Here is a 15,035-nt window from a genome sequence, read left to right as displayed (position 1 = left end):
TTATTACGCGCCGACGGGCAGGCCCGCCGACGTTGAGCGTGACTCCGTCCCGTTACTGCACTTCCTTATATTTGCCTTTGTCGTCCCACTGATAAACCACGTAGTCAGACACTTTCAGATCGCCTTTGCTGTCCCAGGCTTTTTTGCCCATCACCGTGTCGACGGAATTGGCTTTCAGCCACTCGCTGGCTTTGGCGGAGTCCTTGCCGCCGGTGGCCTCGAAGGCCGCGGCAATGGCCTGTACGGAGGCATAGGAGTAAAGGGTGTAACCTTCCGGCTCGAATTTACCGGCGCGGAATTTCTCGATAACCGCTTTACCGTCGGGGATAAGACGCGGATCTTTACCGAAGGTCATGTAAATACCGTTGGTGTATTGCGGGCCCCCCGCGGCGGTCACCATCTCTTCGTTGACAATACAGTCGCCGGAGAAGAATTTCGCCTGCACGCCCTGTTCGCGCATCTGGCGAACCAGCGGACCGGCTTCCGGGTGACAGCCACCGAAGAACACGACGTCCGGTTTTTGCGCGCCGATCTTGGTCACCAGCGCGTTAAAGTCTTTTTCACCGCGGGATAACCCCTCATACATCACGTCCTGAACCCCGCGTTTCGCCAGCGCCGCTTTGGTGGCGTCAGCAAGACCCTGACCATAGGTGTCTTTATCGTGAATAATCACCACGCGCTTGGCTTTCAGCTTGTCGATGATGAAGTCGCTGGCAACCTGACCCTGCTGATCGTCGCGTCCGCACATGCGGAACACATCGCTCATGCCGCGTTCGGTGATCAGTGGGTTAGTTGAGCCGGGGGTAATCGCAATAATGCCCGCGTCGCTATACACCTCGGAGGCGGGCATTGTGGAAGAGGAGCAGAAATGGCCGACCACGGCGTTAACTTTATCCTGGTCAACTAAACGGTTGGCAACGGCCACGGCCTGCTTAGGCTCGCAGGCATCATCTCCCTGAACCAGTTTGATCTTCTCGCCGTTAATGCCGCCTGCGGCATTAATGTCTTCAGCGGCCTGCGTTGCGCCGTGCCAGTACTGATCGCCATAGGTGGCATTCGGACCCGTGAACGGCCCGGCCACGCCAATCACAATATCTGCCCGGGCGGAAAACGCCGTCACCAGGCAACCGGCCAACACAAGAGAAAGAGGAGTTCTGATTAATTTCAGCGACATTATTATGTTCCTTAGCAAAGAGGTTTTTGCACCACGGCGTAAACCCGAACGCCCGACGGCGCAGCCAATCCGAAACACGAGCAAGAACAAAATGCACTAAACGAACAAGATACAGACGGCATCCTGCATATTACGGCGAGATTTCCCTGCGCAGAGGCGCGCGAAGAACGTTTAGCAAAAACGTTGCCAGAATGGTTAACCCATTGACGAGCATGCGACATGTTTGAGTATAGAGCGCCGCGTTATGCCGCCTTGCGGGAGGAGAAGAAATTACAGCGGAGATCACATATCGTTAACAATAAAGCCCATAAGTTGTGCAAAGGTCACGATTTGCACGTTTTTGCAGCAATAAAGACCTAAACTTCAGCCCGGAGAGGCGTGAGTTATGTGTTAGGATCGTTTCCTTTTTTGCAGGAGTATCAGCGATGACTGAAGGCCCATTGAATGAAAGCGAAATGGCGTGGCTTGAAGAGACGTTAATGTCTTACGGTCATGATGACGCGTCCGTGATTGACGTGTCCGAACTGGACGGCATGCTTACCGCAGTGCTTTCCGGTCCTGTTGTCGTTGAGCCAGACGCCTGGCTGGTGGCGGTGTGGGGCGGCGAGAAGTACATTCCACGCTGGAAAAACGATCGTGAGATGAACCGTTTTATCGATCTCTGCTTTAAGCATATGAACGATATTGCCGAGCGCCTGAGCGAGTACCCGGATCAGTTTGAACCAATGTTCGGTTATAACGACGTTGACGGTGAGAGCTATACCGTGGTGGAAGAGTGGTGCTATGGCTATATGCGCGGCGTGGCGCTGACGGACTGGTCAGCCTTGCCGGAAGCCCTGAAGGCCGATCTTGACGTGATTGCCCTGCACGGAACGGAAGAGAACAGCGAAAAGCTGGATGAACTGTCCGAAGAGGAATATATCGCCAGCATCGAAAGCATCCAGCCTGCGGCACTGCGTTTATATCAATACTGGGTTAACAACCCGCAGCAGCCTGAAGTGAAGAAGCCGACGGTGAACGGCACGAAGGTCGGGCGTAACGATCCGTGTCCTTGCGGCAGCGGGAAGAAGTTTAAGAGCTGCTGTTTGCACTGATAAAAAGGGGCTGATGATAGCCCCTTTTTTATTTAACCCACTTCCGGCAGCATCCCGGCTGCAATCAGCGCCTGCACCAGAATAATCACCACCCCACAGCCAAACATAACGCACAGCAGCGGTTTCCCTCCCGCCACGCGATATCCTTGCTGAGGATGCTGCTGGCGGCTTTTCCACGCCAGCAGGGAAGGGAGCAGCAGGGCCAGGATAGAGAGCGCCACCCCCGCATAGCCCAGCGCCATCACAAACCCGCGTGGGTAAAACAGCGCAAAAGCGAGCGGCGGCAGGAAGGTGATGGCCCCCGTCTGCAACCGTCCAGCCGCGGTATTGCGACGCTGGAACAGGTCGGCCAGATAATCAAACAGGCCGAGCGCCACGCCCAGGAACGAGGTTGCCAGCGCCAGGTCGGCAAACAGATGTACCGCCAGCTCCACGTGCGGGGAGGTAACAACCTCGCGCAGCGCCAGCAGAAAACCGTTCAGGCCAGCGTGTTGCGCCATCAGCCCAATAAAGGTCGAAGAGTCAATGCTGCCCAGCGTCACCAGCTGCCAGAAAATATAGGCGATCAGCGGGATCGCGCTGCCGATTACAAAGACGCGACGCAGCTTGCGGATATCGCCGTTCATATAGCTGACGATGCTCGGCACGCTGCCGTGGAAGCCAAACGAGGTGAAAATGACCGGGATCGCGGAAAGCGCCAGCCCTTTTTCCAGCGGCAGCGTCAGCAGGTTGACCTTGTGCACGTGCGGGGCCAGCAGCACCAGCATGATAATCAGGAAGAGAATTTTGGCGCTGAACAGAAAGCGGTTAAACAAATCGACCAGCGATGTCCCCACGCAGACCACGCCGCCGCCGATGAGCGCAAAGAAGATAGCCCCCGTCGCCGGGGTAATGTCAGAGCCAAACCAGTCGTTGACGCTGGAGGCGATGAGTTCCCCGGCGCCGCTGATATAGGCGGCGGTCAGGGCGTACATCAGGAACATCATGCTAAAGCCGGTTATCCACTGGCCGTAGCGTCCCAGATAGCGCGCCGCAAGCGAACCCAGACCGGTGTCGGCGGGCACGTGCTGGTAAACCTCAAGCAGTAATAGCGCGGTGTAACACATCAGCGCCCAGAGCGTGCCCAGCAGCAGCAGAGTCATGCCAAATCCCACGCCCGCGGCTGCCAGGGGCATTGCCAGCATTCCTGCGCCAATCGTCGTTCCGGCGACGATAAAAATACTTCCCAGGGTTCTGTTTTTCACGCTTTCCTCTACAACGATGCTTAACCGCGACAAAATCTGCGGCGCAGAGTAAGGGAAAAGCCGTAATTCGTCAAATCACCGTTACAAGTAGTGTAATGAATAATTTACGGATTATTGGCGATCTGATCCTTTTTAGGTGGATGCCTACTTCATAAGAGCAATGTTGCTGCGCGACATTCCGGCGTAACGTAAACAATAAATATAAATTATCAAATTAAGTGAGGGTTTTATGGCTGGGGAGAATCCCTTCACCGCGGCATGGAGCCGGGGAGGTAACCTGTTGTGCCATGGGCACTGGATAATCAGCTGGCAGAACCAACCCCTGATACTTCCCGAGTCCCGCCGCGAAAAGGATATGGGCACCTGGGCAATCTATTCGGTTATCGATCCTGAAGATGAAACCTTTGCACAAGGCTTACAGGAAGATGAGTGGATCGTTGAGAATGTCGACTGGTTAACGGATATGTTCTTCGAGGTGGGTATTCCGCTGGAGACGTCCAGCTACCGCTATTTTTACCAGGCGGTGAATCCTCATGACTGGCGCTGCACCAGCTGTGCGGGGTGTATGTAAATTAGCGCGGTGCCAGAAACGGCACCGCGCTGAAATTAATTCTGGGTATCGAGAGTGGAAAGTTCTTTATCAATAAAGTAAAGACCTTCGCCGGATTTCCCCACCAGAGACAATTTATCCAGTACGGATTTAAATAGCTTCTCTTCTTCGTGTTGTTCAGCGACGTACCACTGCAGGAAATTAAAGGTTGGATAATCCTGGCTGGTCATTGCGGCATGAACCAGTTCGTTAATTTTCTGCGTGATCAGCTGCTCGTGCTCGTAGGTGGCGCGGAACAGTTCATCGAGAGAATTATACTCAGCGAAAGGTGAAGCCACGGTTTCAATGCGCGGCAGGCTGCCCGTATCCGTAAGATAATCAAACAGACGCTGCATGTGGGTCATCTCTTCCTGAGCGTGACGACGCAGAAACGCGGCCGCACCTTCGAAGCTGTGATAGCTGCACCAGGCGCTCATCTGCTGGTAGAGCAGGGATGAAAAAAGCTCAAGGTTCATTTGCGCGTTGAGCTTGTCGATCATTTCAGTTTTCAGCATGGTGACGCTCCGGATTATTATTTCTGGTTCACAATGAGCGACACTATAATTTGTTATTTAATTATTTGCAAAACGTAAAATTTTTATTTTATTTATTTAAAATACGAATGGGAATAAAACGCATTGGCAATTTTTAAAACTTATTAATGAGAATTATTTTTGTTCGTAATGAAATAAACTGCCAGCACGCGCTGGCAGCTTCGATTAATACCACGGATTATTTGACTTAGGATTAACGGCGTAACCCATACATTTATACTGGATGGTCACGCTCTCGTTCAGGCACAAAGAGCCGCTCGTCAGGGTGCAGGTTTTAATGGGCTGACCATAGGCTGAGGCAGTGGCATACCCCATGCTCTGACACGCTTTTGCCGCCGTGCCGTTATTTACATACTCATCGGAATACGCATTTTGCAGCGCTGCCTGGCCGTAGTCGAGGCGGACGATGCCGTTCGGCGCGTCGAGGCTGCTAACTTCAGCCTGGCGATTAATGCTACACCCCGCGAGCAGCAGGATTGTGCCGGCTACAATGACTCTTTTCATGGTTCGCTCTGAGTGGATGGAAATACGTTATCGTACCCGCAGATGCCCGCTGCAATGCCTGGAATAGCCGAACAATCTGCCCTCACTCTTCGCAACGGGTCAGCGTTGAGCGCTTTCAGTCCATACCGCAAGAAAAGTGTGATATGAGTCACAAAAGTGTTGATTTTTGTGATGGTGGTCATATTATAGGCACGTTGATAATAAAGTTGTATAACAAGTTAATGGAGCATCATCGTGAAACTGCGCAAAATCCTGAAAAGTATGTGGGCCAATTACTGCCGCACGTTCAAAGACGTGCCGCCGGGCGCCATGTTCTGATAAAAAAAACCTGCTTCGGCGGGTTTTTTTGTACCTGCTGATGATGAAGGGAAGATGTCAGGGGGTGTGTTTTGATACTATGGCGGCCTTTAAATAAGGAGAAAGCCCCCATGTCACAAAACCTGAGCGCCGATCAGGAACTGGTCTCTGACGTTGTCGCCTGTCAGCTGGTTATCAAACAAATCCTCGATGTTCTGGACGTGATTGCGCCGGTTGAAGTGCGCGAGAAGATGTCTACGCAGCTGAAAAACATCGATTTCGCCAGCCATCCTGCTGCCGCTGACCCGGTTACGCTTCGTGCGATCCAGAAAGCCATCGCGCTGATTGAGCTGCGATTCACGCCGCAGGGTGAGTCCCACTAAAGCAGGGAAATGGGCGACGGCACGTGTCGCCCTTTGATGCGGTTAGAAGAACGTCTGGACCAGCAGGTAGCTCGCCGCGCACGCGCAGCTTACCCCAATCAGCCCCGGCAGAATAAAGCTGTGGTTGATGATAAATTTGCCGATGCGTGTGGTGCCTGAACGGTCAAAGCCGATGCAGGCCAAATCGCTTGGATAGGTCGGCAGGACAAAATAGCCGTATGACGCCGGGAAAAAGGCGATCAGCATTTTCGGGTCGATGCCGAGCATCAGGCCCATAGGCGCAACGGCCGTCAGCGCAGCCGCCTGGCTGTTCACCAGTTTTGACACCAGAAACAGCACGATGGCATACGTCCACGGGTGGCTTTTCACCACGCCTTCCAGCGCCAGCTTCAACTCGTCGAGATGCGCCTGGAAGAAGGTATCGCTCATCCACGCCACGCCGAACACCGCGAAGATCGCCACCATACCGGCCTTGAACACCGCGCCGTTGGAAATCGCCGACGCGTTGACCTTACAGGCCATCAGCATCACGGCGCCCGCAATTAACATCATCATCTGAATGACGAGGTTCATCGACAGCGCCGTCATTTTGCCTTTCAGCTCAAAGGCGGGGCGCAGGTCAGGGAACGCCCCCAGCAAAACGACCACGGCAATACCGGCAAAGAAAATCCACGTGGACCAGTAGGCCTGTTTAGGGAAACGCTGATTCATTAACGTCTCCGTTCCACCGTAGATAAACTCGCGCTGTTTAGGATCTTTCAGCTTTTCCTGAAACTCCATGTCGTCAGCCAGATCTTTACCACGGCGTAAACTCCACAGGGCCGCAATAGCGACGCCGAAAAGCGAAGCGGGAACCGACACCGCAAGAATTTCCAGGATCCCCCACGCGTGGCCGATCCCATGCTGGGCCGCCAGGATGGAGACCAGCGACACTACGGCAACGGAAACGGGGGATGCCGTGATTGCCATCTGCGACGCGACCGAGGCCACGGCCATGGGGCGCTCCGGGCGGATCCCTTTTTTCAGGGCGATATCCGCAATGATGGGGAACATGGTGTATACCACGTGCCCGGTGCCGCACAGAAAGGTCAGCATCCAGGTGGTGAAAGGGGCGAGCAGGGTGATGTGCTGCGGGTGTTTGCGCAGCAGGCGTTCAGCAAACTGCATCATGACGTTGAGGCCGCCCGCAGTCTGCAGCGTAGCCGCACAACCTATCACGGCAAGGATGGTCAGCATAACGTCAACCGGCGGTTTACCCGGTTGCAGTCCAAAGACAAAACATAAAATAAAAAGACCAATACCGCTGATTAACCCAAGCCCCATACCGCCGAAACGCGTACCCGTCAGCAGGCAGAGGAGAATGACAACAAACTCAATGGTGATCATGATGCTCCCTCGTCAATGATTATGTAACTAAATAAATCATCACACGTTGTGTGGTTAATCATTGGGAGCCAGATCTGATTTGTTAAATTTCAGGAAAAGCAGAAGGTTGGAGATGGGAAGGGGACTTCATCTCCTATGGGACGTAAATTCACATTCAACAGCAATCCAAGGTGTTTTAATCATATTAAAAACTAACAGCGACGTACTGGTCCGGCTGTAAATCGCTGAAGCGTTTCCTTAAGGCCGGGGCGAGGCGCAGGGATGCGCCGAGAGGGCGTGGCCTGCAGGGATGCAGGCTCATGCCCGACCCGAAAGCCTGAAGGAATAAGCTGAGGGTACCGCGAAGCGGCGATTTACCGCCGGGAGCCCGGGTTGCCAGAGTGGTGGCGATTGAGCCACCCTGGCACGTTCACCGGTTATGTCGTTACAGAGTAGCAAGGAACATAAAGTGAACGGAATGACCACTACAGCCGTATGTTCCCCTCACCCTAACCCTCTCCCCAGAGGGGCGAGGGGATTATTTCGTGCCTTACCCCATGCAGGAGCAAATTAAAAACTCAGTGGTGCTGTACCGCCACAATGTCGAGCAGATGACGGTCGGTTTGCTCAGGACATAAACCCGCCTGCTGCGCATTATGGATCTCATCCGCCAGCGTCTTCAGCAGCATGCCATCCTGCTGCTGTTCTTTGTCCATATCACGTAAGAATTTGAGCGTCGTAATGTCCTGCTGCGCTTTGGCTTCATCGGCCAGTTTGCTGAGCGTGCTGCAGCGTTGCTCGTACTCTTCAAGCGTTTTCTGAAACAGTTCTTCCAGGCAGGAGTAGTTTTCGTTGATCCCATCAAGGGCTTTAACGACAGGATTTGCCCCTGCGGCTTTCAGAAAATTAAAGACACGCATCATATGGGTGACGTTACTTTGCGCCTGCGAGCGAAAGAATGTAGCAGACCCCGTAAGACTATTCTCGGCACACCACGCGCTTAAGTGAAGGTGCAGGTTCGAGGCGTAGAACTCAAGGTTCATCTGCGCGTTAAGTTTTTGCATCATCGTTTGGGTAGCCATACTCATATCCTTATTGACTGTGGGACGTGATGTCCGTTGCTTACCTGAGCGCCAGGCAAATACGAAGAAAAGAGCAGAAATAGACATTCTGCCGCTACCGAAGTCGACCGAAATTCACTTCCTGTGTTCGATATAAATAAGCATACCCTTGTCTTGAGTCTAAGAAAACTCTTAATCAGGCTGTATTTACCATACATTACAAAGTTTAATATAGTACAGAAATACAATTAGCTCGCCATGAATGGGATGTGACTTAATGAGCTAATAATTAAGGGTTTTTACCGTTAAGGCACACTGTTACGCTTTCGGAAATATTAAGTTGGAATATTACTCCGGGAAAAAGAGAAATACGGTTTAATCGTTTCGAATATATGATGTGTCAATAAAATTGCGCTAAATCAAATTCTGCGAAATAACGTTTTTACAGGTGCGTTGTACATTCTTGATGAAAAACATGTTGAACCCCTTTAACGCCAGGTGCGTTTTTGCCCGCTGAGGGGCATCAGGGATATCTTGGCTAATCTTATGGATAATTCTGCTTAACCCCTTTCTATTTGTCTGACAAATCCTGCCTTTTTTATGTCATTTTTCGCTGAATTTATGTACGCAATTACTGTAATTCTGCGGTGTGATGGGGCTCTCTTATGGATGATTAATTTCCCGCTAAAACTATCACCAGCAATAACGCTTATGACGAGGTAAGCGCTAATGCCTTGTTTTAAGTCCGATTAAATAAGAAGCACGCACTTATTCCCTACAGAAAAGAATGCTAAAGCTGGAGTTTACCATGCACAAATTTACTAAAGCGCTGGCGGCCATCGGTCTGGCTGCCGTTATGTCACAATCCGCTATCGCTGAGAATTTAAAACTCGGTTTTTTGGTAAAACAGCCCGAAGAGCCCTGGTTCCAGACTGAGTGGAAATTCGCAGATAAAGCCGGGAAAGATTTAGGTTTTGAAGTCATTAAAATCGCCGTGCCTGACGGCGAAAAAACCCTGAACGCCATCGACAGCCTGGCGGCCAGCGGTGCAAAAGGTTTCGTTATCTGTACCCCGGATCCAAAGCTGGGGTCGGCAATCGCGGCGAAAGCGCGCGGTTACGATATGAAGGTCATCGCGGTTGACGATCAGTTCGTTAACGCCAAAGGCAAGCCGATGGACACCGTCCCGCTGGTCATGATGGCGGCGACCAAAATCGGCGAACGCCAGGGCCAGGAACTCTATAAAGAGATGCAAAAGCGCGGCTGGGATGTCAAAGAGACCGCGGTAATGGCAATCACGGCTGACGAGCTGGACACCGCGCGTCGTCGTACAACCGGTTCAATGGATGCGCTGAAAGCGGCCGGCTTCCCGGAAAAACAGATCTATAAAGTCCCAACCAAATCCAACGATATCCCGGGCGCTTTCGACGCCGCGAACTCTATGCTGGTCCAGCATCCGGAGGTCAAACACTGGCTGGTGGTCGGCATGAACGACAACACCGTGCTGGGCGGGGTACGCGCGACGGAAGGCCAGGGCTTCAAGGCACCAGACGTGATCGGGATTGGCATCAACGGCGTTGACGCCGTCAGCGAGCTGTCCAAAGCGCAGGCTACCGGCTTCTACGGTTCTCTGCTGCCGAGCCCGGACGTTCACGGATACAAATCCAGTGAGATGCTCTACAACTGGGTAACCAAAGGGGCCGAACCGCCGAAATTTACCGAAGTGACCGACGTGGTGCTGATTACCCGCGACAACTTCAAAGAGGAGCTGGCGAAAAAAGGGCTGGGCGGTAAGTAATACGCTGTGATTGTGCCCCTCATGCTTCGTGAGGGGCCAGACGTACACTCTACAGGAATCACGGAGACGTTATGCGACAGTCTGATCCGTATCTCTCTTTTCGCGGCATCGGGAAAACTTTCCCCGGTGTTAACGCGCTGACCGATATCAGCTTCGACTGCTATGCCGGCCAGGTTCACGCCCTGATGGGGGAAAACGGCGCGGGGAAATCCACGCTGTTGAAGATCCTCAGCGGCAACTACGCGCCTACGACCGGCACGCTGGCCATTCGCGGCGAGGAGGTGGCGTTTGCCGATACCACGGCGGCGCTCAATGCCGGGGTTGCGATCATCTATCAGGAGCTGCACCTCATTCCTGAGATGACCGTGGCGGAAAACATCTATTTAGGACAGCTCCCGCACAAAGGCGGCGTGGTAAATCGTTCGCTACTTAATTATGAAGCGGGGCTGCAGCTTAAACACCTGGGTCTGGACGTCGATCCCCAGACGCCGCTGAAATATCTCTCCATCGGCCAGTGGCAGATGGTTGAAATTGCCAAGGCGCTGGCGCGTAACGCCAGAATTATCGCCTTCGATGAGCCCACCAGTTCGCTCTCTGCGCGTGAAATAGAAAATCTGTTCCGCGTGATCCGCGAATTGCGTCAGGAAGGCCGTACGATTTTGTATGTCTCGCACCGCATGGAAGAGATATTTGCCCTGAGCGACGCCATCACCGTCTTTAAAGATGGGCGCTATGTGCGCACCTTTACCGACATGCGGCAGGTTAACCATGACCAGCTTGTTCAGGCGATGGTCGGACGCGAGCTGGGTGATATTTATCACTGGCAGCCGCGTCAGTACGGCCCTGAACGTCTGCGCCTGGACAGCGTCAAAGCGCCGGGCGTGCGCACGCCGATTTCGTTATCCGTTCGCAGCGGCGAAATTGTCGGCCTGTTTGGTCTGGTGGGGGCGGGGCGCAGTGAATTAATGAAAGGCCTGTTCGGCGGTACCCGCATTACCGAAGGGCAGGTTTCTATTGACGGCGAGCGGGTCGATATCCAGAAACCGGCCCACGCGATCAGGGCGGGCATGATGCTCTGCCCGGAAGACCGTAAAGCAGAGGGGATTATTCCGGTGCATTCGGTACGCGACAACATCAATATTTCCGCTCGCCGCAAGTTTATTCGCGCAGGCTGCCTGATAAACGATGGCTGGGAGTCGAGCAACGCCGACCACCATATTCGCTCGCTGAATATTAAAACGCCGGGCCCGGAACAGCTGATCATGAATCTGTCAGGCGGAAACCAGCAGAAGGCGATTTTAGGCCGCTGGCTGTCGGAAGATATGAAGGTCATTTTGCTCGACGAGCCGACGCGCGGTATCGATGTGGGGGCAAAACACGAGATTTATAACGTGATCTATGAACTGGCAAAACGCGGCGTGGCGGTGCTCTTCGCCTCCAGCGATCTGCCGGAGGTGCTTGGCGTGGCCGACCGCATTGTGGTGATGCGTGAAGGCGAAATTGCCGGTGAATTACTTCATGAACAGGCGAATGAACAACAGGCGTTGAACCTCGCCATGCCTAAAGTCAGCCAGGCTGTCGCCTGAGTAAGGAGTTAATGATGTCCTCTGTTACTACATCCGGAGCGCCGAAGTCGAAGTCGGCGCTGAGTTTTGGACGTATCTGGGATCAGTACGGCATGCTGGTGGTCTTTGCCGCGCTGTTCCTCGCCTGCGCGATATTTGTTCCTAACTTTGCCACCTTCATTAATATGAAGGGGCTGGGGCTGGCCATTTCCATGTCCGGGATGGTGGCCTGCGGGATGCTGTTCTGTCTGGCCTCCGGCGATTTTGACCTGTCGGTAGCGTCGGTGATTGCCTGTGCGGGCGTCACGACGGCAGTGGTGATCAACATGACGGAGAGCCTGTGGATTGGCGTTCTGGCCGGTCTGCTACTCGGCGTCATCAGCGGTCTGGTGAACGGGTTTGTTATCGCACGCCTGAAGATTAACGCCCTGATCACCACGCTTGCGACAATGCAAATTGTCCGCGGGCTGGCCTATATCATCTCCGACGGTAAAGCGGTGGGGATTGAAGACGAGCGCTTCTTTACCCTGGGTTACGCCAACTGGCTGGGTCTGCCTGCGCCAATCTGGCTGACCGTGGCCTGCCTGATCCTGTTCGGCTTCCTGCTCAACCGGACCACCTTTGGCCGCAATACGCTGGCGATTGGCGGTAACGAGGAGGCCGCTCGTCTGGCCGGTGTGCCGGTGGTGCGAACCAAGATTATTATCTTTGTGCTCTCAGGGCTGGTTTCTGCCGCTGCGGGAATTATTCTGGCCTCGCGTATGACCAGCGGCCAGCCGATGACCTCTATTGGTTACGAGCTGATCGTCATTTCGGCCTGCGTTTTAGGGGGCGTTTCCCTCAAGGGCGGCATCGGAAAAATCTCATATGTGGTAGCCGGTATCCTGATTTTGGGCACCGTAGAGAACGCCATGAACCTGCTGAATATTTCGCCGTTCTCGCAGTACGTCGTGCGTGGTCTGATCCTGCTTGCAGCCGTGATTTTCGACCGTTACAAGCAAAAAGCGAAGCGTACCCTGTAACCCATTTTCCAATCTTTTATTGCTCAACTTATAACCATAGTTGACCCCTTAACCGCCCCGCCAGTAAAACTGGCGGGGCGGTTGTCAAATGGCGAGCGACGTCACACTGTCTATACTTACATGGCTATGAAAGAGGTAAAGGCGTTTACCTCTCGTAAACCGTAAGGAGGAAAAGGGTGGCTGACATGTTAACCGCACCGCCTGTACTGCCCGGACACTATGCTTTCTTTTTCGATCTCGACGGCACGCTCGCCGGGATAAAACCGCACCCTGACCAGGTGTCTATTCCGGATGCGGTGTTACAGGATTTGCATCAGCTCTCGCTCATGAATGAGGGAGCACTGGCATTGATATCAGGGCGCTCAATGGCCGAGCTGGATACGCTCGCCAGTCCTTACCACTTTCCGCTGGCCGGTGTACACGGAGCGGAGCGCCGCGACATCCATGATCACACGCATATCGTTTCACTCCCTGACGCACTCACGCAAACGCTCCAGAAGCAGCTTTCTGCTGCGCTGGAAGCACTGCCTGGCACCGAGCTGGAAGCCAAAGGCATGGCCTTTGCCCTGCATTATCGTCAGGCGCCGCAGCATGAGGAGGCCGTGCTTGCGCTGGCTCAGACGGTAGCGGATGCCCATCCACAGCTGGCGTTGCAGCCCGGCAAATGCGTCGTGGAGTTAAAACCGAAAGGGATTAATAAAGGCGCGGCCATCGCCGCGTTTATGGCGTCGCCGCCTTTCAAAGGGCGAACACCCGTTTTCATTGGGGATGACCTGACCGACGAGGCCGGGTTTCGCGTGGTGAATCAGGCCGGAGGGATCGCCGTCAAGGTGGGGCCTGGTGACACCGTTGCCGAATGGCGACTGGCGGATGTCGCCAGCGTCTGGCAGTGGATATCTGACATCGCTAACCAGCAACAACAACAAATAGCGCAAAGCAAAGGGGGAAACCATTATGGGTCGCTTAGTCGTCGTCTCTAACCGAATCGCACCGCCTGACGATAAAAAAGCCAGTGCAGGTGGCCTGGCGGTAGGGGTGTTAGGTGCCTTAAAAGCCGCTGGCGGGCTGTGGTTTGGCTGGAGTGGAGAAATCAGTGAAGAAGAGAAACCGCTCAAAAAGGTGACGCGCGGAAACATTACGTGGGCTTCATTTGCATTGAAAGAGAAAGACTATGACGAGTATTACTCGCAGTTCTCAAATGCCGTCCTGTGGCCTGCGTTTCACTATCGTCTTGACCTGGTCAAATTCCAGCGTGAATCCTTCGAAGGCTACTCGCGCGTGAATGCGCTCCTGGCGGATAAACTGCTGCCATTAATCGAAGAAGACGATATTTTATGGATCCACGACTATCACCTGTTGCCCTTCGCGCGCGAGCTGCGAAAGAGGGGGGTGAATAACCGGATTGGCTTCTTCCTGCACATTCCTTTCCCGACGCCGGAAATTTTTACCGCGCTGCCGCCGCATGAAGAGCTGCTGGAGGCGCTGTGCGATTACGATTTGCTGGGCTTCCAGACCGAAAATGACCGCCTCGCGTTCCTTGACTCCGTGTCTGGCAAAGCGCGTCTGGTGACCAAAGGCGGGAAAACCCATACGGCGTGGGGGAAAACCTTCCACACCGAGGTCTATCCAATAGGGATTGAACCTGACGAAATCGCGGAGCAGGCTTCCGGCCCGCTGCCGCCGAAGCTGGCGCAGCTTAAGAATGAACTCAAGCACGTGAAAAATATCTTCTCGGTTGAACGTCTTGATTATTCCAAAGGGCTGCCGGAACGATTCCTGGCGTATGAAACGCTGCTGGATAAATACCCGCAGCATCACGGGAAAATTCGCTATACCCAGATTGCGCCGACGTCGCGCGGTGAGGTTCAGGCCTACCAGGATATTCGCCATCAGCTGGAGACAGAAGCAGGGCGCATTAATGGCCGCTACGGCCAGCTGGGCTGGACGCCGCTCTTTTACCTGAATCAACACTTTGACCGTAAGATCCTGATGAAGGTCTTCCGCTATGCGGACGTTGGGCTGGTCACGCCGCTGCGCGACGGGATGAACCTGGTGGCGAAAGAGTATGTGGCGGCCCAGGATCCTGCCGACCCGGGTGTCCTGGTGCTTTCCCAGTTTGCCGGGGCCGCAAATGAGCTCACGTCGGCACTCATCGTTAACCCTTACGACAGGGATGACGTGGCTAACGCGCTGAATCGCGCCCTGACAATGCCGCTAACGGAACGTATTTCCCGCCATGCTGACATGATGGAAACAATCCGGAAGAACGATATTAACCACTGGCAGGCGCGTTTTATTCAGGATCTCCGGGATATCGCTCCGCAAAGTCATGAAGGCGATCTGCAAAAAAAGATCGCGACCTTCCCTAAACTCGCCTGATTTACT

15 protein-coding genes are annotated in these 15,035 nt (G+C 53.8%); 9 read left to right on the top strand and 6 right to left on the bottom strand.

Going from position 1 to position 15,035, the window contains the following annotated elements; translation table 11 throughout:
- Positions 1-52 precede the first annotated feature (52 nt).
- A complete protein-coding gene (locus ACMGGX_RS01645) occupies positions 53-1,174 on the bottom strand; it encodes a branched-chain amino acid ABC transporter substrate-binding protein (protein WP_420297945.1) in 1,122 nt (373 codons plus the stop codon).
- Positions 1,175-1,599: 425 nt separating this feature from the next.
- On the opposite strand from ACMGGX_RS01645, the gene ACMGGX_RS01640 reads away from it, so the two are divergent.
- On the top strand, positions 1,600-2,268 hold the full coding sequence (locus ACMGGX_RS01640; protein ID WP_029741940.1) for a YecA family protein: 669 nt from the start codon (positions 1,600-1,602) through the stop codon (positions 2,266-2,268).
- 32 nt (positions 2,269-2,300) lie between these two features.
- Here ACMGGX_RS01640 and tyrP read toward each other — a convergent pair whose 3' ends face one another.
- A complete protein-coding gene (gene tyrP / locus ACMGGX_RS01635; RefSeq protein ID WP_420297944.1) occupies positions 2,301-3,512 on the bottom strand; it encodes a tyrosine transporter TyrP in 1,212 nt (403 codons plus the stop codon).
- 229 nt (positions 3,513-3,741) lie between these two features.
- Between tyrP and ACMGGX_RS01630 the strand changes: the two genes are divergently transcribed.
- Positions 3,742-4,083 (top strand): hypothetical protein, encoded by a 342-nt coding sequence (locus tag ACMGGX_RS01630; RefSeq protein ID WP_045404419.1) that lies wholly within the window; start codon positions 3,742-3,744, stop codon positions 4,081-4,083.
- A 35-nt stretch (positions 4,084-4,118) separates the two neighbouring features.
- Here the strand turns inward: ACMGGX_RS01630 and ftnA are convergent, their stop codons facing one another.
- The gene (ftnA, locus tag ACMGGX_RS01625; RefSeq protein ID WP_014884366.1) at positions 4,119-4,616 is read right to left on the bottom strand and encodes a non-heme ferritin; all 498 of its coding nucleotides are present in this window, start codon (positions 4,614-4,616) and stop codon (positions 4,119-4,121) included.
- A gap of 204 nt (positions 4,617-4,820) precedes the next feature.
- Positions 4,821-5,159, bottom strand: a complete 339-nt coding sequence (gene yecR / locus ACMGGX_RS01620) for a YecR family lipoprotein (protein WP_023336145.1) — start codon at positions 5,157-5,159, stop codon at positions 4,821-4,823.
- A gap of 234 nt (positions 5,160-5,393) precedes the next feature.
- On the opposite strand from yecR, the gene azuC reads away from it, so the two are divergent.
- Positions 5,394-5,477: a stress response protein AzuC gene (azuC, locus tag ACMGGX_RS01615; protein ID WP_014884364.1), complete on the top strand. Its 84-nt coding sequence runs from the start codon at positions 5,394-5,396 to the stop codon at positions 5,475-5,477.
- A gap of 110 nt (positions 5,478-5,587) precedes the next feature.
- Entirely contained in the window at positions 5,588-5,839 is a 252-nt protein-coding gene (locus tag ACMGGX_RS01610) for a DUF2766 family protein (protein ID WP_008500405.1), read from the top strand.
- A gap of 42 nt (positions 5,840-5,881) precedes the next feature.
- Here the strand turns inward: ACMGGX_RS01610 and ACMGGX_RS01605 are convergent, their stop codons facing one another.
- Both ACMGGX_RS01605 and ACMGGX_RS01600 read right to left on the bottom strand, forming a co-directional pair.
- The gene (locus ACMGGX_RS01605; RefSeq protein ID WP_420297943.1) at positions 5,882-7,225 is read right to left on the bottom strand and encodes an anaerobic C4-dicarboxylate transporter; all 1,344 of its coding nucleotides are present in this window, start codon (positions 7,223-7,225) and stop codon (positions 5,882-5,884) included.
- Positions 7,226-7,782: 557 nt separating this feature from the next.
- Entirely contained in the window at positions 7,783-8,286 is a 504-nt protein-coding gene (locus ACMGGX_RS01600) for a non-heme ferritin-like protein (protein WP_023312270.1), read from the bottom strand.
- Between the two features lie 787 nt (positions 8,287-9,073).
- Between ACMGGX_RS01600 and araF the strand changes: the two genes are divergently transcribed.
- The 5 genes from araF to otsA all read left to right on the top strand — a co-directional run bounded on the left by araF (position 9,074) and on the right by otsA (position 15,029).
- Positions 9,074-10,063: an arabinose ABC transporter substrate-binding protein AraF gene (gene araF, locus ACMGGX_RS01595; protein WP_003859687.1), complete on the top strand. Its 990-nt coding sequence runs from the start codon at positions 9,074-9,076 to the stop codon at positions 10,061-10,063.
- Between the two features lie 71 nt (positions 10,064-10,134).
- Positions 10,135-11,649 carry an L-arabinose ABC transporter ATP-binding protein AraG gene (gene araG / locus ACMGGX_RS01590; protein WP_420297942.1) on the top strand — a complete coding sequence of 505 codons (1,515 nt, stop codon included), beginning with the start codon at positions 10,135-10,137 and terminating at the stop codon, positions 11,647-11,649.
- Positions 11,650-11,663: 14 nt separating this feature from the next.
- Positions 11,664-12,650 carry an L-arabinose ABC transporter permease AraH gene (gene araH / locus ACMGGX_RS01585; RefSeq protein ID WP_029742191.1) on the top strand — a complete coding sequence of 329 codons (987 nt, stop codon included), beginning with the start codon at positions 11,664-11,666 and terminating at the stop codon, positions 12,648-12,650.
- A 176-nt stretch (positions 12,651-12,826) separates the two neighbouring features.
- A complete protein-coding gene (gene otsB, locus ACMGGX_RS01580; RefSeq protein ID WP_033145880.1) occupies positions 12,827-13,630 on the top strand; it encodes a trehalose-phosphatase in 804 nt (267 codons plus the stop codon).
- Positions 13,605-15,029, top strand: a complete 1,425-nt coding sequence (otsA, locus tag ACMGGX_RS01575; RefSeq protein WP_029741334.1) for an alpha,alpha-trehalose-phosphate synthase — start codon at positions 13,605-13,607, stop codon at positions 15,027-15,029. Before otsB ends, otsA begins: the two co-directional genes overlap by 26 nt.
- The last annotated feature ends 6 nt before the right edge of the window (positions 15,030-15,035 follow it).

The sequence above is a fragment of the Enterobacter sp. BNK-29 genome (assembly GCF_048684785.1).
Classification (GTDB): Bacteria; Pseudomonadota; Gammaproteobacteria; order Enterobacterales; family Enterobacteriaceae; genus Enterobacter; species Enterobacter cloacae_M.
This window is presented reverse-complemented; position numbering and strand designations above follow the sequence as displayed.

Coding starts and splice junctions, on each gene's coding strand:
- ACMGGX_RS01645 (WP_420297945.1), bottom strand. CDS start 1,174: ATGTCGCTGAAATTAATCAGAACTCCTCTTTCTCTTGTGTTGGCCGGT.
- ACMGGX_RS01640 (WP_029741940.1), top strand. CDS start 1,600: ATGACTGAAGGCCCATTGAATGAAAGCGAAATGGCGTGGCTTGAAGAG.
- ACMGGX_RS01630 (WP_045404419.1), top strand. CDS start 3,742: ATGGCTGGGGAGAATCCCTTCACCGCGGCATGGAGCCGGGGAGGTAAC.
- ftnA (WP_014884366.1), bottom strand. CDS start 4,616: ATGCTGAAAACTGAAATGATCGACAAGCTCAACGCGCAAATGAACCTT.
- yecR (WP_023336145.1), bottom strand. CDS start 5,159: ATGAAAAGAGTCATTGTAGCCGGCACAATCCTGCTGCTCGCGGGGTGT.
- ACMGGX_RS01610 (WP_008500405.1), top strand. CDS start 5,588: ATGTCACAAAACCTGAGCGCCGATCAGGAACTGGTCTCTGACGTTGTC.
- ACMGGX_RS01605 (WP_420297943.1), bottom strand. CDS start 7,225: ATGATCACCATTGAGTTTGTTGTCATTCTCCTCTGCCTGCTGACGGGT.
- ACMGGX_RS01600 (WP_023312270.1), bottom strand. CDS start 8,286: ATGGCTACCCAAACGATGATGCAAAAACTTAACGCGCAGATGAACCTT.
- araF (WP_003859687.1), top strand. CDS start 9,074: ATGCACAAATTTACTAAAGCGCTGGCGGCCATCGGTCTGGCTGCCGTT.
- araG (WP_420297942.1), top strand. CDS start 10,135: ATGCGACAGTCTGATCCGTATCTCTCTTTTCGCGGCATCGGGAAAACT.
- araH (WP_029742191.1), top strand. CDS start 11,664: ATGTCCTCTGTTACTACATCCGGAGCGCCGAAGTCGAAGTCGGCGCTG.
- otsA (WP_029741334.1), top strand. CDS start 13,605: ATGGGTCGCTTAGTCGTCGTCTCTAACCGAATCGCACCGCCTGACGAT.